Source organism: Leptospira meyeri (assembly GCF_004368965.1).
Classification (GTDB): domain Bacteria; phylum Spirochaetota; class Leptospiria; order Leptospirales; family Leptospiraceae; genus Leptospira_A; species Leptospira_A meyeri.
The window spans coordinates 43882-63728 of sequence record NZ_SORO01000004.1; the positions used below are offsets into that span (position 1 = coordinate 43882).

22 protein-coding genes are annotated in these 19847 nt (G+C 36.0%); 10 read left to right on the top strand and 12 right to left on the bottom strand.

The window, feature by feature from the left end; translation table 11 throughout:
- The first annotated feature begins 36 nt into the window (after positions 1 to 36).
- From CLV96_RS17825 to CLV96_RS17840, 4 genes are all read left to right on the top strand, one after another.
- Positions 37 to 1212, top strand: coding sequence for a thiolase family protein (locus CLV96_RS17825; RefSeq protein ID WP_004787524.1), 1176 nt, complete (start codon positions 37 to 39; stop codon positions 1210 to 1212).
- Positions 1213 to 1439: 227 nt separating this feature from the next.
- Positions 1440 to 2639 (top strand): hypothetical protein, encoded by a 1200-nt coding sequence (locus CLV96_RS17830; protein ID WP_004786680.1) that lies wholly within the window; start codon positions 1440 to 1442, stop codon positions 2637 to 2639.
- 122 nt (positions 2640 to 2761) lie between these two features.
- Positions 2762 to 3382, top strand: coding sequence for a glycosyltransferase family protein (locus CLV96_RS17835; protein WP_004786460.1), 621 nt, complete (start codon positions 2762 to 2764; stop codon positions 3380 to 3382).
- 203 nt (positions 3383 to 3585) lie between these two features.
- Positions 3586 to 3945 carry a hypothetical protein gene (locus CLV96_RS17840; RefSeq protein ID WP_004785389.1) on the top strand — a complete coding sequence of 120 codons (360 nt, stop codon included), beginning with the start codon at positions 3586 to 3588 and terminating at the stop codon, positions 3943 to 3945.
- Positions 3946 to 4122: 177 nt separating this feature from the next.
- On the opposite strand, the gene rnk is transcribed toward CLV96_RS17840, so the two are convergent.
- Positions 4123 to 4539 (bottom strand): nucleoside diphosphate kinase regulator, encoded by a 417-nt coding sequence (rnk, locus tag CLV96_RS17845; RefSeq protein ID WP_004785559.1) that lies wholly within the window; start codon positions 4537 to 4539, stop codon positions 4123 to 4125.
- A 149-nt stretch (positions 4540 to 4688) separates the two neighbouring features.
- Between rnk and CLV96_RS17850 the strand changes: the two genes are divergently transcribed.
- Together CLV96_RS17850 and CLV96_RS17855 are read left to right on the top strand one after the other, a co-directional pair.
- A complete protein-coding gene (locus CLV96_RS17850) occupies positions 4689 to 5126 on the top strand; it encodes a MarR family winged helix-turn-helix transcriptional regulator (protein ID WP_004784398.1) in 438 nt (145 codons plus the stop codon).
- A gap of 93 nt (positions 5127 to 5219) precedes the next feature.
- Positions 5220 to 5606, top strand: a complete 387-nt coding sequence (locus CLV96_RS17855) for a hypothetical protein (RefSeq protein ID WP_004787317.1) — start codon at positions 5220 to 5222, stop codon at positions 5604 to 5606.
- Between the two features lie 67 nt (positions 5607 to 5673).
- Here CLV96_RS17855 and CLV96_RS17860 read toward each other — a convergent pair whose 3' ends face one another.
- Positions 5674 to 6261, bottom strand: coding sequence for a DNA-3-methyladenine glycosylase I (locus CLV96_RS17860; RefSeq protein ID WP_004786942.1), 588 nt, complete (start codon positions 6259 to 6261; stop codon positions 5674 to 5676).
- Positions 6262 to 6530: 269 nt separating this feature from the next.
- Positions 6531 to 7505 (bottom strand): alpha/beta fold hydrolase, encoded by a 975-nt coding sequence (locus CLV96_RS17865; RefSeq protein WP_004784783.1) that lies wholly within the window; start codon positions 7503 to 7505, stop codon positions 6531 to 6533.
- Between the two features lie 256 nt (positions 7506 to 7761).
- Between CLV96_RS17865 and CLV96_RS17870 the strand changes: the two genes are divergently transcribed.
- A complete protein-coding gene (locus tag CLV96_RS17870; RefSeq protein ID WP_004785891.1) occupies positions 7762 to 8748 on the top strand; it encodes a M14 family zinc carboxypeptidase in 987 nt (328 codons plus the stop codon).
- Positions 8749 to 8767: 19 nt separating this feature from the next.
- Here CLV96_RS17870 and CLV96_RS17875 read toward each other — a convergent pair whose 3' ends face one another.
- On the bottom strand, positions 8768 to 9274 hold the full coding sequence (locus tag CLV96_RS17875; RefSeq protein WP_004786381.1) for a YdeI/OmpD-associated family protein: 507 nt from the start codon (positions 9272 to 9274) through the stop codon (positions 8768 to 8770).
- A gap of 180 nt (positions 9275 to 9454) precedes the next feature.
- Here CLV96_RS17875 and CLV96_RS17880 point away from each other — a divergent pair, with 180 nt between their 5' ends.
- Both CLV96_RS17880 and CLV96_RS17885 read left to right on the top strand, forming a co-directional pair.
- Entirely contained in the window at positions 9455 to 9718 is a 264-nt protein-coding gene (locus CLV96_RS17880) for a hypothetical protein (protein WP_004787109.1), read from the top strand.
- A gap of 1 nt (position 9719) precedes the next feature.
- Complete coding sequence (locus CLV96_RS17885; RefSeq protein ID WP_004784641.1) at positions 9720 to 10661, top strand: sensor histidine kinase; 942 nt, start codon at positions 9720 to 9722, stop codon at positions 10659 to 10661.
- Positions 10662 to 10683: 22 nt separating this feature from the next.
- Here CLV96_RS17885 and CLV96_RS17890 read toward each other — a convergent pair whose 3' ends face one another.
- From CLV96_RS17890 to CLV96_RS17915, 6 genes are all read right to left on the bottom strand, one after another.
- The gene (locus tag CLV96_RS17890; RefSeq protein WP_004785408.1) at positions 10684 to 11871 is read right to left on the bottom strand and encodes a hypothetical protein; all 1188 of its coding nucleotides are present in this window, start codon (positions 11869 to 11871) and stop codon (positions 10684 to 10686) included.
- Positions 11872 to 12068: 197 nt separating this feature from the next.
- Positions 12069 to 12620, bottom strand: coding sequence for an HAD family hydrolase (locus CLV96_RS17895; protein ID WP_004785826.1), 552 nt, complete (start codon positions 12618 to 12620; stop codon positions 12069 to 12071).
- A gap of 42 nt (positions 12621 to 12662) precedes the next feature.
- Positions 12663 to 13316 carry a molybdenum cofactor guanylyltransferase gene (locus CLV96_RS17900; RefSeq protein WP_338092320.1) on the bottom strand — a complete coding sequence of 218 codons (654 nt, stop codon included), beginning with the start codon at positions 13314 to 13316 and terminating at the stop codon, positions 12663 to 12665.
- Complete coding sequence (locus CLV96_RS17905) at positions 13264 to 13695, bottom strand: molybdenum cofactor biosynthesis protein MoaE (RefSeq protein WP_004787209.1); 432 nt, start codon at positions 13693 to 13695, stop codon at positions 13264 to 13266. The genes CLV96_RS17900 and CLV96_RS17905 overlap by 53 nt, the downstream gene beginning before the upstream one ends.
- 11 nt (positions 13696 to 13706) lie before the next feature.
- The gene (locus tag CLV96_RS17910) at positions 13707 to 13949 is read right to left on the bottom strand and encodes a MoaD/ThiS family protein (protein ID WP_004786085.1); all 243 of its coding nucleotides are present in this window, start codon (positions 13947 to 13949) and stop codon (positions 13707 to 13709) included.
- Positions 13950 to 14891 carry a radical SAM protein gene (locus CLV96_RS17915; RefSeq protein WP_004785432.1) on the bottom strand — a complete coding sequence of 314 codons (942 nt, stop codon included), beginning with the start codon at positions 14889 to 14891 and terminating at the stop codon, positions 13950 to 13952.
- A gap of 131 nt (positions 14892 to 15022) precedes the next feature.
- On the opposite strand from CLV96_RS17915, the gene CLV96_RS17920 reads away from it, so the two are divergent.
- Entirely contained in the window at positions 15023 to 16099 is a 1077-nt protein-coding gene (locus CLV96_RS17920; RefSeq protein ID WP_004787130.1) for a HesA/MoeB/ThiF family protein, read from the top strand.
- On the opposite strand, the gene CLV96_RS17925 is transcribed toward CLV96_RS17920, so the two are convergent.
- Together CLV96_RS17925 and CLV96_RS17930 are read right to left on the bottom strand one after the other, a co-directional pair.
- Positions 16096 to 18252 carry a molybdopterin-dependent oxidoreductase gene (locus tag CLV96_RS17925; protein WP_004784906.1) on the bottom strand — a complete coding sequence of 719 codons (2157 nt, stop codon included), beginning with the start codon at positions 18250 to 18252 and terminating at the stop codon, positions 16096 to 16098. The two genes, CLV96_RS17920 and CLV96_RS17925, sit on opposite strands and share 4 nt — an antisense overlap.
- Positions 18253 to 18346: 94 nt before the next feature.
- Positions 18347 to 19702: an MFS transporter gene (locus CLV96_RS17930; RefSeq protein ID WP_196795730.1), complete on the bottom strand. Its 1356-nt coding sequence runs from the start codon at positions 19700 to 19702 to the stop codon at positions 18347 to 18349.
- Between the last annotated feature and the right edge of the window lie 145 nt (positions 19703 to 19847).

Below are 19847 nucleotides of genomic sequence, written 5' to 3' on the forward strand. Positions count from 1 at the left end.
ATTTATAGTGTATATACACTGTAAAAGGAGCAAACTATGGTAGTTATACTGGATGGAGTCAGAACTCCGTTTGGAAAATTTGGTGGTGGTTTAAAGGATTATAGCTCTTCTGAGCTTGGGGTCATTTCAGCAAAAGAAACGATCCGTAAAACTGGTCTAGATCCAGAAGAAATCGAAGAATCCATTTATGGAAATGTAATCCAGGATGATAAGGATTCTGCGTATTTGGCAAGGCATATTGGACTAAGATCTGGACTAAAAGAAAACTCAAGTGCACTCACAGTCAACCGCCTTTGCGGATCTGGAATGGAAAGTGTCATTATTGGCGCCCGTAAAATTCTTTCCCTCGAAAATGAACTTCTACTTGTTGGTGGAACCGAGTCCATGAGTAATGCCCCCTTTGTTATAAAAAATGTTAGGTGGGGAAATAAGTATGGAGATACAGTATTAGAAGATCGCTTAGCACAAAGTTTAACTGATTGTTTTGTAGATTTAACGATGGGACAGACTGCTGAGAACATTGCTAAACAGTTTCATATTTCTAGATTGGATCAAGATGATTGGGCGGGTATTTCTCAAGTTCGTGCAGAAAAGGCAACAGAGTCTGGAATTTTTTTTGAAGAGATGGTTCCCGTTGTTAGTAAAGGGAAAAATACAAGTATCATCCAAAGGGATGAACAGATCCGGGGAGTGTCTTGTGTTGACCAACTTAAGAAACTGGCCACTGCTTTTTTAAAAGAAGGGAGTGTCACTGCAGGGAACTCATCAGGGATCAACGATGGAGCAGCTTCTCTTCTCATCGCTTCAGAAAAATGGACTCAAAAAAAGAAATTAAAACCATTATCTAAAATATTAGGATATTCTAATGTTGGCTGTGATCCTAAGATGATGGGCCTTGGTCCAGTTTTTGCTATTCCAAAAGCATTACAAAATGCAGGGATTCAGATGGATGAAGTAGGTTTGTTTGAAATCAACGAAGCTTATGCAGCTCAAACATTGGCTGTTATGCGAGAGTTGAAATTAAGTCCCGAAAAAACAAATGTCAATGGGGGAGCAATCGCCATTGGACATCCGCTCGGTGCCAGCGGAACACGTGTCATACTTACTCTTGCCTATGAGTTAAGAAGGAAAAATCTTCGTTATGGAGTCGCTTCTCTTTGTATCGGTGGAGGGCAGGGGATAGCGATCGTATTGGAGAATTCTGATTTTTGAAATTGGGGAATCCTATAAGACCAAGTTTTTTTCGTTATTTCATAAAGAGATTCTTGGTCGATCTTACCGAGAACGTTCATTCTGGTTTTTGAGCCGTTTTAAAACGTTTTTAGCGGTATTTTTGAAATAAATTGCCTTCCTGGTTCAGAAAATCGTTGTTTTCTGATTTCAAAAGTACACATTGCAACTGTTAAATTAAAATTATGCTAAAAACTGGTGAAACCTTAATGAAAGTAGTTCTATTGTTATTCTTTTTACTACTGAATACATTGTTTTGTAGTCCTTCAAAAAAAAATGAGCTTACTGATGTTTTCATTTTAGGTTCATTGTTTCTTTCCCAAAAGAATATTTCCTTTCGGATTGTGGACTCCCAAAATCCGCAGTTTTTATTGCAAAACGCAAAGTCCGGACTTGGAAATCAATCATTACCAAATCGTTTTTTAAACGATGGTAAATTAAATCATTCCGTTGGTTGTACTAAGGCAAGGATTAATGTTCATTCTATTTTTTTATGGGAAAAAGGAATTGTTTCTCCAGGTCAAGAACGTACCGCAAATGCTACAACCGTTGTTTATGACGGAGGCTGGATTGACAACCAAAGTGGTGGTCGGATGAAAGTTTCGTATCCACTTGATTCTGGAAAGACGATCTTTGGAATAGGAGGCCCTGAAAATGGAAATGCTTATGCTTGGAAAGATGGAAAATATGATCGAATTGGACTACGCATTGGTTCAATAAAATGTGAATTAGATGAAGCAAAATTGGAAAATCAACATAACAAGTATTTGATTTATAATATGTGGAATGAATCGGAAATGGGAAAAGCTGATCCTCAATTTGGGAAAAGAAATTTAGTCATGGCTTATCCTTTTGATAATGGCATTGAAAAAGTTAATACTATCGATTACCCAATTTCAGCAACAACAGGTTATTTAGCTTTAGATGCTCTTAAAAATTATCATCCTCGGATTCATCGAAATTCCAGCACGGAAGCCGCTGAACTAGCGGATCCCATAGGAAATACCTTTTGGGATCATTTAAATGCACCCTATACAGATCGGCTCGACTTCGAGTATTTAGACAATGAATACTCAATGGATCGATATACAGAGGATGGAATTATTGTTTTGAATTTACCAGAAGGGAATCGAGAAACTTTGGTTTTAAATATGTCTGCTTTGAATAATTTTGTTTATCAAACAGAACAAGGATTGTCATCAGCTAAGTTTTCCCCCATTGATTTTATCAAGTTTGATTATAAGCCGAACGAATATTCTGAATATTACTTAAATACAAACTTTATTGCAACCAATGGAAAATATCTAGAACAATGGGTTCTTCCTACACCTGGACCAAACCAACCAGATCCTTCAAATGGCAGGGACATTGGTTTTTTCCTCCCAACTTTTTCCATTAGTAAAGAATAAAACAAATTTTTAAATTCCTACGAAACCTTCGGAATGAAGGTTTTATGGAGATTTAGCTTTTTACTTTTTGCTTTTCTTTTTAATAGTTCTTAAACTTAATAGAACCAAAAAAGAAAATTCCAATGCTCAGTATCATCATTCCAACGGACAATGGCGAAAATTATTTATTTCAATTTTCTTTACTTGGTTTTGTCAATCATCCAGAAATAGAAATCATTCAAATCAATACAACTGAGGCTTTTACAAGGGCAGAGAGATTAAACATTGGGTTTCACAAATCGAAAGGTGAAATCGTTTTGTTCCATCACCCTAGGACAAAACTACCAAGAGAAGCAATCGATCACCTAATTCAGTTAAGTGGACAAAAAGATAAAAAAATTATTTGGGGTGGGTTTTTACATCATTTTGATAAAGAACATTTTTTATTACAGTTAATTTCTTGGTATTCTAATTGGATTCGGGTCAAGTGTAAGGGAATTGTTTATTTAGATCATTGTATTTTTTTCGATCGTAATCTTTGGAAGTCGGATCTTAGTTTGGACTTCATCTTTGAAGACACTGAGCTCAGCCAAAAATTTAGAAAGACTATATGGCCAGTTTTACTCCCCTTTACAGCCATCACGTCTGCTCATCGATTTGAAAAAAATGGTATCATTAAACAATCGTTACTCAATTTGTTTTTAAAGTTTGGACATTTTCTACGTTTGCCATCATCACTTCTTTTTTCTTTTTATCAAAGATAAAGACATAATGTTTTTCTTAAATTCAATTGCTTTCTTTTAGTAGGATGAAATATCATTTTTCTATATCAAAAATGTATGATTTTGTACAATGAAAGATTCAAATTTTGCAATATACTGGACTTGTTTTTTGATTTGTAGAACTTAAAATGTTAGTGAAAAATTGATCTTATAACCAAACTAAATAAAATAAAGGACGTTACACAATGAATCGATTTTTACTTATTTTCTTTGTTTGTTTTAATATAAGTTTATTTGCAGAAACAAAACCCATTTATGAAATCTGTAAACCGGAAATTGCCAGTTTTTGTTTGGGAGTCAAACCAACCAAAGCTCGGATTTTACAATGTTTGAAAGAACGTGGAAAAAATTTGTCAGAAGCCTGCGAAGTCGGCCAAAACGCATTATCAGAATCGATGAAGGAGAAGTCCCAAGGGTTTTGTAAAGAAGATGTGAGTGAATACTGTCGGTGGGTCATTCCTGGAGGAGGTCGTATTTTAAAATGTTTATTTCAAAATGAAGCAAAAATTTCAAATCAATGTAGAGTTGTGTTAAACGAAACATGACGAGCGTTAGGGATACGCAGGGCTTGGTCGCCTGCGATGCAGGTGACGGGAGCGAAGCGGACCCCGAAGGAGCCCGGCCCATTTATTGGAGAAATATTGGTACGGACTCGAATTGGGAACGCACACAAGAAGGAATTTCATTTCCCCTCTTGTGATTGGGTTATTTTTAGTAAGCAATTATAGATGATAATCGCCGTTTGCTTCTGGTTGGTATTTGACATTCGTGATTTGGAAGAGGTTTTCACCTCCAGGGAATTTCCATTGGATGACGTCGCCGGTTTTATAACCCAAAACGGCAGTTCCGATTGGTGCTAAAACTGAAATTTTGTTTTCTTCAGAATTTGCCTCTTCAGGAAATACTAATTGAAATTCTTGAAACTCTAATTCCTCTAGGTTTTTAAGTTCGATGATTGAGTTCATCGTGACGAAGTTAGGTGGAATAATACTTGAGTCCACTTTTTGTGCTCTTTCAATTTCACCGAGTAGATCTTTGATATTATTATCTACTTTGTTTTTTTTGGTATGATCCGAAATCATAAGTTTTAGTCGGTCATAATCAAAATGTGTTAGACATATTTTGTTTTGTGTATTCATTAAAATACTCCTTTAAATTTGTGCAAAACTTTATACTATAATGAACGGGAAAGATCTGTCAAGGATGATTGGCTGGCAGATCATCTCTCTGCGATCGGATATTTCCTTGACAAACCTTTGGTTTCTTTTATTGTTGCTATAGCAACAATATGTCTGATTCGTTTGATTTAGAGAATTCCTATGCTTATTTGATTTATCGGACGGTTCGTGCCTTACGACGCCAGTTTATGAGGTTGGCCTCGACAAATGGGTTGGAACTTTTTCCAGAGCAGTGGTTTGTTCTCGTTCGTTTGGTGAAGCAACCTGGTTGTAGCCAGGCTGATTTAGGAAGGGATTTTGATGATCGCCCTTCTATGGCACGTGCACTTCGCAATATGGAAGAGAAGGGTTGGATCAAGATTCAAGCTGATCCGGAAGATCGAAGAAAAAATCAGGTTTATCCAACAAAAAAAGGGATAGAGATCTATCAATTGATGGCTTCTGTTGTGGCAGAAGAGAGAAAACGAATGTTTAAAAAACTTTCGACACAAGATTTTAAAACATTCAAACGGATCATTGATCAAATTTATGAGGAATCATTAGATTGATTTTTTTTGTGTATATTGTTGCTATAGCAACTAATTTGATTTTTTTCATTGTTAAGTTGTTTTGGAAGAATGTAGGTAATTTTAGGAGGAATCATGGTAACAGATCAAATGAATATTGAAGGAAAGAAAAAATCTTTGGAAAAAGAATTTTTATCAATTATGAAGAACATCGACGAAAGAAACATATCTGAAGTTGAGTCGAAGTTTCATAATGAATATGCGGACAGTGTGTATATTAAAGGCAGTGAATCGGTATTTAGTTCCAACAATTCCAATTATATTCAATCTTTGAGAGATGGAAAAATTGGTGGTGTGAGGAGAGATGTACAAATTCATTCGGTAGATTTTTTGGATCGATTTGGCTTTGTGCTAGCAGCTTTGGAAAGTAATGTAATGAAATTTCAGTCTATGTATACATTTTATTTGGATCAAGCAGATTGGAAGTTGATTAAGGCTGTAGTTGTTGCTGAAAAGAAATAAATTTTCTTTTATCAACATCTAGGATACTTAAAAAACGAACTTCGGGAAGGATTCTCCACCCGAAGTTTTATGATTGGTTTGTTAACTGCTTATATCGAAAACAACTTTCTATATGGTCATTCACTAATCCGCAAGCTTGCATATGAGCGTAAATAACAGTACTACCAACAAATTTGAATCCTCTTTTGATTAAATCTTTGCTTAAATTGTCTGATTCCACTGATGTTGCAGGAACTTCGCTTAAACTCTTTCTTTTTTTGTTGATGGTTTGATGGCCAACAAAACTCCAAATATATTTGTCGAAAGAACCAAACTCTTTTTGGATTTCTAAAAAACGTTTTGCATTGTTCACTGCTGCTTGGACTTTCAATCGATTGCGAATGATTGCGGGGTTAAGGAGAATTGCTTCAATTTTTTTCTCACTAAACTTTGCTACTTTTACTGGATCAAAATTAGCAAATACCTTTCGATAGCCTTCACGTTTCTTTAAAATTGTCGACCAACTAAGCCCTGCTTGTGCACCTTCTAAAATCAGAAATTCAAAATGGGTTTGATCATCATGAACTGGAACTCCCCATTCGTCGTCGTGATATTTGATGTATTGATCAAATTTGAGACACCAGGAACATCGTTCCGTTTCTGTATGAGTTTTCATTCCATTGAGATCCTTTAGTCAAACCAACAAGATAGATATTGGAATTGATTTGGTATCTAACCATAAGTTATGAATTATACGGAAGTAGTCAATGCAATTGCAAAGATTCTAGGAATGGCGAATTCTGATCATTCTAACTAGAGTCACTAGGGAAAATAGGAAAAAAATTATTGCCTTAAGATTCTTTACCTTGGTATATTACCCTCTATGAAATTGGGAAAGTGTAAGGGGAAAGGACATCCATAGAGAAACATCTAGCAGGGGATTCGTTAAAAGGAATTCCCTTTTTGATTAAGGCCGGAGAGAAAGTTTTCGATGGCATCATCTCTTTCTTTTAGTTTGTCAAAAAGAATTCCATAATGATTTGTTTTCACTTCTTTTCCATTCGAGTTAGGAATTCGTTCCAACATAAATTCAAATGATTCTTTTGGCAATAAATCGTCATTGGGAAATAAATTCATCTCAGTGGCGCGAAGGATGAGAGTAGGAGAGCCAATTTTTTCAAACTCTAAAAATTTGTTTTCTTTGATTTTAGAAATCACACGTCTAGGTTCTTGGATTAAATATTTGAATATTTTAGAAAAATACATAGAACCACCCATCTCTTTCAATTCTTCTTCCATCACAAAACCTGGCATATGGCAGATGTAACCCTGCTTCGTTTTCTCTAATTCCAATCGGAAGTATTCTTCTATTTCTTTGGACCAGTGTGGCACAAGGGGAGAATTTCTGATTAGTTTTAAATATTCCGAAACAGTAGAAAAAGTAACATCCAATCTTTCAAAAGATTGTTTTAATACTTTTAAGACTTGGATTCTTTTGGGTAAAGAGAGAAGTCCACCTCCATCCATAAGGATCATTGCTTTTACGATTTCCGGATAAGCAATCGCATAACGGATAGCAATCATACATCCAAATGAGTGGGCAAAAAAAACGGGGTTTTTGATTTTATAATGAGAGATGATCCCTCTAAGGTCTTTGATATGGTTTTGGAATCCATATCCAGATTTTGGTTTATCGGATTTTCCCCGACCACGTAAATCGTAAGACAAAACTCGATATCCTAAGCGATTCAATCGCTCGGCAAGAGGCTTCATAGAATATAAATTTCCCGATAAGCCATGTAAACAAATAATGGATTGTTTCTTACCCGGCCAAATACCGACGCGGATTTTAACACCATTGGTTGTGATGAATTCTTCCTTGTATTCTTTTGATTTGGTTTTCTGCGTTGGTTGACCCATGGGATCAACTTTTAAAAAAAACAATTCTGTCGTAAATGAAATTCAGTGATTATTTTTTTGGGCTTTGGTTCCGTCTCTTATGATTTTCTTTTAGCTTTCTCTTCTAGTCTCTTTTCGTAATCAAATTGTAACATAAATCAATTAAATAGAATTTCTCTAAACGGATTCTTCCTGAGAAAGTGAATTTGTTCGGCCCTGTCCAAATTGGATTAAATTTCTTGTGGTCAAATAATTAAGGTTTGTTGGTGAGTCATTGATGCTTAGAGGAATGAAACGTCTCAATCGATATGAAAATAGAATTTTAAAAATAGTTAAGTTAGGTGGTAAATTAGTTCGCTTCAAACAGTTTGGCTTTTCAACAAAAACGGAAGCTGGGTTTCGTTTTCCGATTTATGTTTTGGAAATTGGAAAAGAAAATGCCATTAAACAGAATGTAGCTGGTCTTGTCGCAGGTGTACACGGGCTTGAAACTATTGGTATACGCGTTTTGTTGGATTTTCTGGATGATCTATTTGCCCGCAAAACTTCGACATTGTATCACGAAATTAAAGATGGTGAATTAGGAATTGTTTGTATTCCCATCTTAAATCCTGGTGGGGTTGCAATGAAACGTAGATCAAATCCGAATGGCGTTGATTTGATGCGGAATTCTGGCGTAGAAGCGGTGAAAGCTCCATTCTTTTTTGGCGGTCATAAGATTTCGAATGTATTTCCTTATTATAGAGGAAATATCTTACAAGCTGAGTCTAGGGTTTTAGATCGTTTTTATAGTGAATATTTTTTGCAGGCAAAAAATACAATGATTCCCGTGATAGACATTCACTCAGGATTTGGGGCAGTGGATCACGTTTGGTGGCCTTATGCTGGTACACATGATCAATGTGTAGATGAACCTCTGTTTCAAAAAATAGCAAATTATCTAACTAGCAATTTAAATCATATTTTATATCGTTTTGGACCCCAGAGCGAGACTTATACAACACATGGGGATCTTTGGGATCGTTTGTATAACGAATTTCAAAAGACAAAAAAACTTCCTCATGCAAGTCCTTCACGATTTCTACCGCTAACACTTGAGATTGGAACTTGGTCAGACATCAAAATAGATCCGTGGAAAGTGTTTAGAAAACGTGGGATTTTTAATCCAGCAAGAGAGTTGAAAAAAGAATCGATCATAAGTCATCGAAAATTTCTAACGGATGTATTGCGGTTAGCAAAAATGAAACAAGAAGAATTGTTATAATCAATTTCGGAATTATAATTCAAAATTTTTTAACAATTTCTCTGCCTAAAAATTTTCCTTTTCCCAATAAATAAAGGATAACTCGCTCAACGTTATCCTTTTTGATTTTTTCAGATTTGATTTTATAGATATAGCGCATGATTTCATTTTGAAGGGATGGGCTTAAACTTTGAAATCTATTTTTCGCTTCTTTGTTTTTGCCGAGGGCAGTTTGCAGTTCTGGCGAAACTGGGTGTTCCATTGATTTTGGATTGAATTTTATTTCAAACTGTGCCTTATCACCTACCTCTTTTTTAGCTGCTTTTCTCATGGGAGTATTGAGATAAAGTCGCCATTCTCCTTTGTATTTAACAAGAGTTTGGGTGAATTCGAATCCTTCCATTTTGAGAATCACTCTAATTTTACCTTTATCTGTTTGTGCTTGTTCCATTAGGGAAGTTAATATGGATTTTGGTAAAAAAACAAAGGGGTTGATCCCTATGATTTCTATTTTGGCAGTAAATGGTAAAAATTGGGAATCGGTCATTTAGTTTTTGTATGAAACATATTTCGGCCTCAACAATCAATTTTTTTTCAAAGGATTTGACTCAATTTATTTCAGATGCGTTATGTTCCTTTTTTTGGGAAATTATCACTTTACCATAAACAAAACCCTGTTATAGTATATCCTCTGGGAAAAGTAGAATCACTCGGATTTTAACAAAACATGTATCAAATTAGTGAAGTATTGAATCTTATTTTTGACACCATTGGTTTACTCATCACCGTACGTTTGCTTTGGTCAGGACTAATTCCAAAATTCTATTTTTTAATTTTAGGATTTGTTTGTGTTTGGCTTAGTAATATTTTTACAGTTGTTGAAGGGTTTATTTTCCCTGATTTTTTTAATGTATTAGAACATTCATTTTACTTTATTTCATCATTATTTTTTTTAGTGAGCTTGAAAAAAGAAATTCTGGTGGCGCACTAATATGGGTATGATAGCGATACTCAATCTCTTGAGTTTATTGGTTTATTTTATAACAATTGTCATTATCATAAAAAATTTAATTCGCAGGCCGACTTATCGAGGGGAAGGTGCATTCGTTTTGATTTTAGCGATAATTCCATGTTATGTGAGTATTTCTAATGTTTTTGAACATGGTTTTTCATTTGATTATTTTGACGAATATGAAGGTTTTTTTAAGGACCTTTACGCAATGTTTTTTTTGATTTTTCTTTATGTCCATTCACTTAAGAAGGAGCAGACCCAGCGAATTGAGCATGAGAGGCAGATAAAATCAGATTTTAAGTTAAAAACAAAGTTATTAACAGAGATTCATCATAGGGTGAATAATAATTTGCAGATAATATCTGGGCTTTTGGCAATGCAGGTGGAGTCTGAAAACGATTTAAAATTAACTACCTCCTTAGGTTTGATTCAGAATCGTATTATGGCGATTGCTTCTGTTCATAAGATTATTTATGGTTCACCAAATCTATTGTATGTTGATTTGAACCTTATTTTTGATTCTATTTTAGGGAATTTAAAAAATACATATATAAACGACAAAAATAAAATAGAGCTACATGATTCCATTGAGAATGGATTGGAGATGGATTTAGATAGGGCTATTCCTATGGGTTTAATTTTAAATGAGTTGGTTTCTAATTCTTTTCGCCATGCTTTTATGAGTCGGGATTTTGGAAAGATCGATGTTTATCTCGGAAGGATCGAAAATCAATTTTTACTGATAGTGAAAGATGATGGTCCCGGAATTGATAATACAGTTTTAGATGGAAGAGGAATGGGTTTGACACTAGTAAAAAATCTAGTAAAACAATTGCGAGGAACCATCGTATTCGAAAAACAAATTGGCGCCATCATTGAAATAAGATTTCCTATTTTAAATCAAAACCCAATTCATATTTAGTATAAATGGTATAACTTTGATACTACGGAACGTTGACTTTTCCGGTGATATAATGATCCACAAACCCATTTGGACCGTCTTTTACAAGATAAGATGAAAGGACAATGCAAGAGTGAGCATATGTAGTGACATCGAAAGTTCTATTTTCGGTTTGGTATTCTCCTGCTCCGATGGGGGAGAAATGTTCGATCCATGATAGGTTGACTGGGCCTGTACCGCCACTGGGGGTGGTACTATCAGCATCTAAAGATAGGTATTCTTCTAAGTTAGAATCAAGATTTGTTTTTGCAATATAATTCATTTGGTTACCTACTAAATCGACAGACAAACAATGTGTACTACAGTTCCCTATGATAGCCGGCGCATTGACGCTACCTGTACAAGGCGAAGGTGGTGGAGGTGGGGGGACTGTATCAATACTTCGGTTTCCTTTTACATTTGCGTTGGAACCTACAACAATGATTTTGTATGAGGCATTTAGTTCAGGGGTTAAAAATAAAAAATTTTGTGAGGAACTATCGTAATATGTTGCTGATATATAATTAATTACGTTGTAATTGTCTGCGGCGAGTGCAATGATACTTGGCCTACCAATATATGCGTCTAATTTAGTGAATTGACTTAAGTCTGCTCCTGCTTGGAACTTTACACGAATGACTTGGTATTCAGTTCCACCGATTAAAGAACGTTTTGTCTCGTAGGTTATCGCTGGCAAGGTTATTGAATTTGGTGGAATTGTTGGAGGACTTGGAGGAGTAGTTGTCACTTCTCGGTATGATATAACTTTTCCTTCTTGTTTAATGGTCAATATGACTTTGAATCTTCTTGAGTAGTCCGAATAAGAAAAAGGAATAGAATTTGTTTGGTATTTATCTTCTTTTTGATTCAAATATCCAGTAATTTGTCTGGTTTGAGTATTAAAATAAATCTCACTAGGGTTCCCTAAAAAAGCTTCAACAGTCTCTGTATCCCCTTTCGATTCTTTTAATTTGTATTCAATGAGAATGTCTTGGAATTGAATGTTTCCGTCTTTTCTGTAAAAAGTTTTTGCTTCTGCAGATTGGAATTTTTCTTCTAATGATGGAGTTGCGGACGGTCCAATGAAACCCAGAAGTGCCATAGTTGAGAGATCTTCACTTGTTGATCCTTGGTCGCAGGAAAGTAGGAAAAAAAAAGGTAAGACGATTAGGAAAAAAGAAAGCGATCTCATCTATTATTATAACAATTGTTAATTAGTTTTTAGTCAAATTTTCTTTATATTGCTCAATTTTTAAATACAAATTGGTCTAGTCATACATTAGAATATATGAAAATTTATATTGTCATAGGATTACGGATTCCTCAGTATTCTTTAATAAGATACGCTACAAAGACGGTTCTGTTAGTTGGGGGATTCCCTGAATATGACTAGAGATAGAGTAAATCATCTAATTTTCTGATACAATGCGTTGCAGATTCCCTAAATGGAAACTTTCCTTCTGGATCTATGTAGACTGTTTCGACACCCGCAGCATTACCTGCTTCAAGATCATAAACATAATCACCGATCATCACTGTCTCATGTGGCTTTGCATTCCAAAGATCCATCAAACGTAAAATACCTTCTGGATTTGGTTTTGGTAAGGCACGTTCGCGACAGAAAATATAATCTTTTTGAAAATAATCTAAGAGACCCGTTGCTTTCAATGTTTCTATCGAGTTATTAAAACTATTTCTTGTGAGTATACCTAAATGATTTGAACTTAGATTGATTTTTTGTAGCAGAGTAAAACATCCTGGCGAAGGATTTGCCATTTTTGCTATTTCTAATTCGATGATATCCAATTGTTTTCGTTTCTCCAAAGATTCCATCGGCGGCAATTGAGAAAGTGATGTAAGTATATCGTTGTCTAGCGGAAGACCTAACTGTCGTTTAATTTCTGAAAAATCATGAATTGCAATTGTCAAAGTGCCATCCATATCGAAGATCCAATTTTTTTTTGTTTGATGGAAGTCCAATATTTATAAATCCTTTTTAGTATTTATGTTTCTGAAGTTATATTCTTCGTTTGAGGGCAGGTTCATTATGATTGGTTCAGGATTCATGTTTTTGATTCGTTTTTGTAAAGATAATTCAGGTATTTTATCGAGAAAAATGTTTTTGATCCATTCGGATAAAATTGCAGATGAATAAATCCCGCATAATGGCTCCAGTCCAGAGTTCGATTTATAAAAAATTCCTTGAATTGGTTTGGTTTGAGTATTATAAACGTCAAATAATCTTTTGATTGTTCTTAATTTGAAGAAGGGAATATCAATCGGTAAAAAATAAATAAAATCATTAGATAATTTGTTTTCTTTTAGATAAAGATAAGAGGAAAGAATCCCTTTTAAGGGACCATCTACCGGAAGATCTTTGTCTGGGATTAAAGAAGTTTTCGGGATGTAATTTGTATAAAGTTCGGTTTGTTCTTCACGAATCGAAACAAAAATGGATTTACTAAAAATATTTAGTTTTTTGAAAGCTTTAGTTAGAAAATTAGAGTTTTGGTGAATCGAAATCAAACCTTTGTCTTCTCCCATTCGTACGCTCTTCCCTCCGGCTAATAGAACAAAAGTTATTTTAGTGTTCGTGTGATTCATCCACGCAGCCTTTGGACCATTCCGAACTACCATTGATATAAAACTCTTTTTTCCAAATTGGTACCTCATGTTTCACTCGATCAATGATGTATCGATTTGCCTTATAGGCTTCGTCTCTATGGATGGATCCAGTACTGACAATGACTGCCACCTCACCTAAATTTAATTTTCCTAACCGATGAATACAGTCTGCATGTTGTAGCTCCCATTTTTGGCATGCATCAGAAATGATGTTTGCAATCATCTGATTTGCCATTTCAGAATAGGCTTCATACTCTAAATGTGTTACTTGTTTTCCATCATTGATGTTTCTAACAATTCCTGCAAATAGGACGAATCCACCCATACTCGGTAGGGCCGGAAACTCAGTGGGTAATAATAATTTTTCTTCTGTAATGTGTTTGAAAATCATTCCTTTTTCACCTAACCACCACTTGATGGAGGAAGGATTGCCACCGTAGAACCTTCGGTAATGGAATCTGAATCATTGGCAATGGTTTGGTTGATTGAAATTCTGCTGACTTTTATCAGGTGACTCGCTTCCGGTTTTTGGTTTTGAAGGTGTTTTTTTAAGTCTAGAACTGTTTGTATTCCATCAATGGTAAGTTCTTGTTTTGGTGGAAAAAAATCTTTCAGTGCAGCAAATGATAAAAGTTGAATCTTCATTTATCCTCCAATAAATTTCATAGACAGTTCTGAACCAGTAAACTGTGTTTTTTTTGTCTTCATTGCTTGTTCTAAAATGGCGGACACTTCGGATGATTCCGAGGGTAAATCAAAAGAGGTTTTGTCGCTCAGACATCCGTAGATTCTGCCAAGGGAATCCATTCGCAATCGATTGCAACCTTCACAAAATGGTTCTGAATGATTGGCGATAATTCCAAAAACAAAACCTTCGTCTGTGATATGATAGGTTGCCGTAGAATCAATGGGAGTAAGGTATGGTTTGAAATTGTATTTTTTTTTAATGGTATTTCGAATTTCTTCCGCTGAATAAAAACAATCCAAATGTTCTTCCTGTAAAGGCCCCATTTTCATAAATTCTAAATAACGAATAGGGATTTTATTTTCGCCAGCCCACGTTAGTAAGTCCAAAATTTCCGTATCATTGTATCCCCTTAATACCGTAGAGTTGACTTTCACTTCCAATCCAATTTGGTTTGCTTCCACAATACGTTTCAAAAGAAGGTTAACTGGAAGTTTGCGATCACTAAGTCTTTCAAAGCCTGATTGAGACAGACTATCCAATGAAAAATTCATTCGAGTGAGGCCTGCTTGTTTCATATTTTCGATCAGTCCATCCTCAAAAAAACCATTGGATGTTATAGCAATTTCTTTGACCTGCAGTTTATTCAAAGTTTTAATTAATAGAATTAGGTCTTTATGAAGAGTTGGTTCTCCTCCTGTTAGGTGGACTTCCTTGATATCAATATGGTTTTTTAGAATATTAATTTTTTCTTCTAAAAGTTCTGGAGTAAGGAAATGAGTTTTAGGATATAAGATGTTTGGGTTTGGTTTGTTTTTCGGCGCACAATAAACACATGCAAAACTACAATGTGATAAAATACTCACTCGGAGAACTTCAAATTTTCTAGTATTCTCTTTCACCTTAAGGTCGAGTTTTATCTAGTTTTCTCAGGTGGAAACAAAAATAGAAGATTGTATTTAGTTATTAAACTATTTTGCCTGCATTTTAATTTCTCCTTGCTTACGTTCATTCGTAAATTCTCCTCTTATTTATGGGTTCTCTCGAGGATCAATTTTTTCAGCGTCAAATCCAAGTTCCTGAAATTGGCTTTGTTGGTCAAAAAAAATGGAAGGATTCATCTGTTCTTGTCATTGGGCTTGGGGGGCTAGGTTGTCCAGCAGCATTACATCTTAGTCTTGCCGGGATTGGTCGTATCGGTCTAGTTGATTTTGATTTGGTCGAGGTTTCCAACCTCCATCGCCAAACACTGTTTACACTTGATGACGTAGGAAAACCAAAAACGGAGGTAGTTGCAAAAAAATTGTCGGAACATTGTCCATGGTTGCGAGTGGAATGTTTTTCTGAATTTATTTCGGAATCAACAAAACCTGAATTATTTAATTCTTGGGATATAGTATTGGATTGTACGGATACGATTACTTCTAAGTATGCGATTAATGATTTATGTATTAAAAAATCAATTCCACTTGTAACTGCATCAGTGTTTCGCACAAGTGCTCAATTTGCAATTTTTTCAGGAGAAGGGAAACCATGTTACCGTTGTTTGTTTCCTGATTTAAAGGAAGGTGATACTCTAAACTGTAGTATTGGTGGTGTACTCGGTGTGCAAACAGCATTGGCGGGAACCTACCAAACTTCCTTGGTCTTACAATACCTTTTAGACCCTGATAATACGGATCTCGCTTCCGTATATTTTTTGGAATGGAATCCTCCCACTCTTTTTCAATCGAAGATCGATCCTAACCTGGGATGCCCATCTTGCGGATCAGGGAAAAAAGAAATTAATTTTGAATCGGATCGATTAGAGATTCATGTTGAGGATTTTTTGTCTTATCAGACAAGAGGAAATGTCCTTCTTGTTGATGTAAGAGAAAAAGAAGAGGCAGACGCTCAACCAATCCCTGGTTGTTTCCATCTACCACTTTCAGAATTAGAGAAAGGCTTTATGCCTGAATTGCAGAACAATATAACGCTTGTTTGTATTTGCGAAACAGGGGTCCGTTCTAAAAAAGCTCTAACTTATCTCCCAAACAATTTGGAAAAATACTCTCTGGTTGGGGGTAGGCGAGCTTACACCCAATTCATAAAAAAACAAATTTCTGATTAGGCTGTTTGTTTTTTAATCAAAACTTTAATCCCACTAAATGCGGCGTTACCTGAGAACTCATCAATGGTTTGGTCATCGGTTAAATCATTGATGCTCACTCCAGAAAATTCTTTAGCCACCTTTTGGTTCGTCCCACTTCGATTGTGTCCAAATCCATGTGGTATACTAACGACACCTTTCATTAATTCTTCGGTAATCTCTACTGGAATTTGAATTTTCCCAACGGAGGATTCAACAATTACCTCTTCTTCATTCAAAATTCCCAATGTACTTGCATCGTCAGGATGGATCATAATCGTACAACGCGGTTTTCCTGTCATTAGTTTTGGTAAGTTATGCATCCAGGAATTATTACTTCGCAAATGCCTTCGTCCTATTAGTAAAAAATGCGAATTTTCTGAAGCCAGGTCTTCCCATTCATTAAACTTCCGACGAAGCCTTGGTAGGTCATCTTTTAAAATACTTGGGATAAGTTGGATTTTTTTATCTTCTGTATACAATCGATCCGGGAAACTGGGTTTCAGTGGACCTAAGTCAATTCCATGAGGATTGTTTTTGAGTAAATCTAAACTCATTTCACCTCCAGGAGTTCCTTTGGAACCGTAAGGTCCCGATTTGAGTGCATGATCAATGATGCTAGCGGGTGTTAGTTTGGTTCTAATGATTTCTTTCGGTAGTTCTTTTCCTGCTCTTGTTAATTCCAAACGTTTTGTAAGATCAGAAAATATTTCCCAATCATGCAACATTCCCGGTTCTGGAGAAAAAAGTGGTTGGTTGTATCTTACTGTATTTCTTACAGCAAAAACATTAAAAATCAAATCATAGTGATCATGTTCTAAAGCGGATGTTGGAGGTAAGATATAATGTGCATGTTTTGTCGTTTCGTTCAGATAAAAATCAACACTAACCATAAAATCTAAACTTGCGAGAGCCTTGTCCAACTTTGTTCCATTAGGTGTAGATAAAACCGGGTTTCCAGCCGAGGTAAAGAGGGCACGTATTTTTCCTTCTCCTTCCGTGAGAATTTCTTCAGCCAGGGCTGCAACAGGCAGTTCTTCGCTGAATTCAGGAAGTTTACGAACTCTTGATTGGTATGAATTAAAACTACCGGGTGACGAGCGCATCACAGATCCTTCTCCAACCAAGTCAACCGCAGGAAGAGTAAACATAGCCCCACCTTTTTGATCTAAATTCCCTGTGACAAGATTAATGACATTGATAAGCCATTGACAAATTGCACCAAACTCTTGCGTCGAAACTCCAACCCTTCCATAACAAACAGCGGAGGCCGCATTCGCAAATTCGAATGTAATTCTTTCGATGGTTTCTTTAGATACACCGGTAATTTTAGAAACTCTTTCTGGACTATATTCTTTTGTGATGTTTTCTAAGGATTTGAGATCTTCATTCCGAATCAAATGACTTGGTTTGATGAGTTGTTTTTCAAAAAGAAAATGAAGGACAGCCAGTAGAAAGTATGCATCTGTTCCTGGTTTGATAAAAAGATGTTCGTTTGCATGTATTGCCGTTTCTGATTTCCTCGGATCAACCACGACGTATTTTCCACCTCGATCCTGAATGGCTTTGAGTCTTTTTTTGACATCTGGAACACTCATTAAACTTCCGTTAGATGCGAATGGGTTGCCTCCTAAAATTAAGAAAAAATCGGTATGGTCAATATCTGGTATCGGTACCAATAGTTGGTGTCCAAACATTAAATAAGAAAGTAATTGGTGGGGTAACTGGTCTACTGAAGTGGCCGAAAAATTATTTTTGGTTTTGAGCCGGCTAGCGAATCTTTGTCCCAGCAACATAGATCCATAATTATGAACAGTAGGATTTCCATTATAAATGGCAACAGCGTTGTTTCCAAACTCAGATTGAATTCTGACAAGTTGATTGGCAATATCAGAGAGGGCATCCACCCAAGTAACAGACTCCCAACCTGATTTTGTTCGTTTGAGCGGGAATTTGATTCGATCTGGGTCTTCGTATAAACTTTTTAGTTCGGGGCCTTTGGGACAAATATGACCACGACTGAATTTGTCGTCAGGATCTCCCTTAAAACCTTGGATAGAACCATCTTTCAAGTCGATCTGAAGTCCACACATTGCCTCACATAAACTGCAAGACCGGTAATGAATTTGATGCATAACTCTCTCCTAAGACGGAGATTCTAAGAGAGAGTTTTTTAAGATACAAGTGCAAAACGGATCGTGTTTCGATAAAATCGATCCATTTTTTGTATTAAGTGGCCGAAGCCAAAGACGTTTCTTTTTCAACCGGAGGTAATATTTTGTTCATTTCGTCGCCAACCTCTTTTTCTTCTTCAGTTGAAAATCGAACAAGTAAGGTAAAGAAGGCGGCTACAGTTACAGTGACACCAATGATGAGTAACGCATTCTGGTAACTAAGATCTCCTCTAAATAAAAATCCAGCAGAGACAGCACCAGCATTTCCACCAGCACCAACAATACCGGAGACGGCACCAATTGCTTTTTTATTCACAAAAGGGACAACAGAGAATGTGGCACCTTCTGACATCTGTACAAACAAACTAAAAACGATCATGGAGGAAATTGCAAGAATCAGTGAACTCATTTGCGAAAATAAAATCAAACAAAGTCCTTCTCCAGCTAAAACAGCTGATAACCAAATGACTCTTCCACGAAGACCCCATTTGATTCCAAATTTATCTCCAAAGGCACCACCAAGTGTTCTTGCAAATAAATTCATTAAACCAAAAAGTCCAGCGATAAGTCCTGCAGTTGTTGGCGACAACTGAAACTGATCTACATAATATAACGCTGCGATATTGTTGATAGTAAGTTCAATTCCAAAACAAGCACCATAAGCAAGAAACAACAACCAAACTCTAGGATCTTTGATGACTAACAAAAAGTTGCTAAGTGAATTTTTCTTTCCACCTTGAAACGTGGGATAGGTTTCTTTGATATCTTTAAAGTTTCCACCAGGAGTATCTTGTGTTCCAAAATAATAAATGATACCCATAAAGAATAATGCAGCACCAGGAACCACCATCGCAAGTCTCCAGGAAACTCCTGTAGTAAAACCAAAGGCAACAAAAAAACCAAAAAGGATTGGCATCACCATTTGTGTCACACCACCTCCTAAGTTTCCCCAACCTGCTGTTGTTGCATTTGCCGTACCAATGATATTAGGTGCAAACATAACAGAAGTATGGTATTGGGTGATTACAAAAGAAGCTCCAATCGCTCCAATGGCCAATCTTAATAACAAAAAAGAAAGATAACTATCGGCAAGCCCAATGCACATGACAGGGATAGATCCCAAAGTTAAAAGAATTGTATAGGAGATCCGTGGTCCAATTTTGTCACATAACCAGCCTATGAACAATCGCATAAAGATTGTTATGGCAACAGAGGCGATGATGATATTGCCAACTTGCGCCTTTGTTAAGGACAGTTCTTCTCTAACATAAACCATAAGTGGAGCAATTCCAAACCAACCAAAAAAACATAGAAAGAATGCAATCCATGTTAGGTGAAAGGTGCGCATTTGTGGTGTCGCCAGGCTGAATAATTCGATTTTAGTTGCTTTCGCATGAGGTGTAATTGTCACGGGAAGTTTACTCCTTTTGCTAAAAAACAATGCAAAAAGCGTACCATAGCGCGAAATGTCCTAAAATGGGCTAAAACGCTTTGAAATTGAACTTTACGCTTATGGATTTCCCTCGTGTAGAAAATGTACTACAATCGGACAATAT

What these genes read in the sequence shown, in the direction of transcription:
- CLV96_RS17825 (WP_004787524.1), top strand. Translation starts at nt 37, where the DNA reads ATGGTAGTTATACTGGATGGAGTCAGAACTCCGTTTGGAAAATTTGGT.
- CLV96_RS17830 (WP_004786680.1), top strand. Translation starts at nt 1,440, where the DNA reads ATGAAAGTAGTTCTATTGTTATTCTTTTTACTACTGAATACATTGTTT.
- CLV96_RS17835 (WP_004786460.1), top strand. Translation starts at nt 2,762, where the DNA reads ATGCTCAGTATCATCATTCCAACGGACAATGGCGAAAATTATTTATTT.
- CLV96_RS17840 (WP_004785389.1), top strand. Translation starts at nt 3,586, where the DNA reads ATGAATCGATTTTTACTTATTTTCTTTGTTTGTTTTAATATAAGTTTA.
- rnk (WP_004785559.1), bottom strand. Translation starts at nt 4,539, where the DNA reads ATGAATACACAAAACAAAATATGTCTAACACATTTTGATTATGACCGA.
- CLV96_RS17850 (WP_004784398.1), top strand. Translation starts at nt 4,689, where the DNA reads ATGTCTGATTCGTTTGATTTAGAGAATTCCTATGCTTATTTGATTTAT.
- CLV96_RS17855 (WP_004787317.1), top strand. Translation starts at nt 5,220, where the DNA reads ATGGTAACAGATCAAATGAATATTGAAGGAAAGAAAAAATCTTTGGAA.
- CLV96_RS17860 (WP_004786942.1), bottom strand. Translation starts at nt 6,261, where the DNA reads ATGAAAACTCATACAGAAACGGAACGATGTTCCTGGTGTCTCAAATTT.
- CLV96_RS17865 (WP_004784783.1), bottom strand. Translation starts at nt 7,505, where the DNA reads ATGGGTCAACCAACGCAGAAAACCAAATCAAAAGAATACAAGGAAGAA.
- CLV96_RS17870 (WP_004785891.1), top strand. Translation starts at nt 7,762, where the DNA reads ATGCTTAGAGGAATGAAACGTCTCAATCGATATGAAAATAGAATTTTA.
- CLV96_RS17875 (WP_004786381.1), bottom strand. Translation starts at nt 9,274, where the DNA reads ATGACCGATTCCCAATTTTTACCATTTACTGCCAAAATAGAAATCATA.
- CLV96_RS17880 (WP_004787109.1), top strand. Translation starts at nt 9,455, where the DNA reads ATGTATCAAATTAGTGAAGTATTGAATCTTATTTTTGACACCATTGGT.
- CLV96_RS17885 (WP_004784641.1), top strand. Translation starts at nt 9,720, where the DNA reads ATGGGTATGATAGCGATACTCAATCTCTTGAGTTTATTGGTTTATTTT.
- CLV96_RS17890 (WP_004785408.1), bottom strand. Translation starts at nt 11,871, where the DNA reads ATGAGATCGCTTTCTTTTTTCCTAATCGTCTTACCTTTTTTTTTCCTA.
- CLV96_RS17895 (WP_004785826.1), bottom strand. Translation starts at nt 12,620, where the DNA reads ATGGATGGCACTTTGACAATTGCAATTCATGATTTTTCAGAAATTAAA.
- CLV96_RS17900 (WP_338092320.1), bottom strand. Translation starts at nt 13,316, where the DNA reads ATGGTAGTTCGGAATGGTCCAAAGGCTGCGTGGATGAATCACACGAAC.
- CLV96_RS17905 (WP_004787209.1), bottom strand. Translation starts at nt 13,695, where the DNA reads ATGATTTTCAAACACATTACAGAAGAAAAATTATTATTACCCACTGAG.
- CLV96_RS17910 (WP_004786085.1), bottom strand. Translation starts at nt 13,949, where the DNA reads ATGAAGATTCAACTTTTATCATTTGCTGCACTGAAAGATTTTTTTCCA.
- CLV96_RS17920 (WP_004787130.1), top strand. Translation starts at nt 15,023, where the DNA reads ATGGGTTCTCTCGAGGATCAATTTTTTCAGCGTCAAATCCAAGTTCCT.
- CLV96_RS17925 (WP_004784906.1), bottom strand. Translation starts at nt 18,252, where the DNA reads ATGCATCAAATTCATTACCGGTCTTGCAGTTTATGTGAGGCAATGTGT.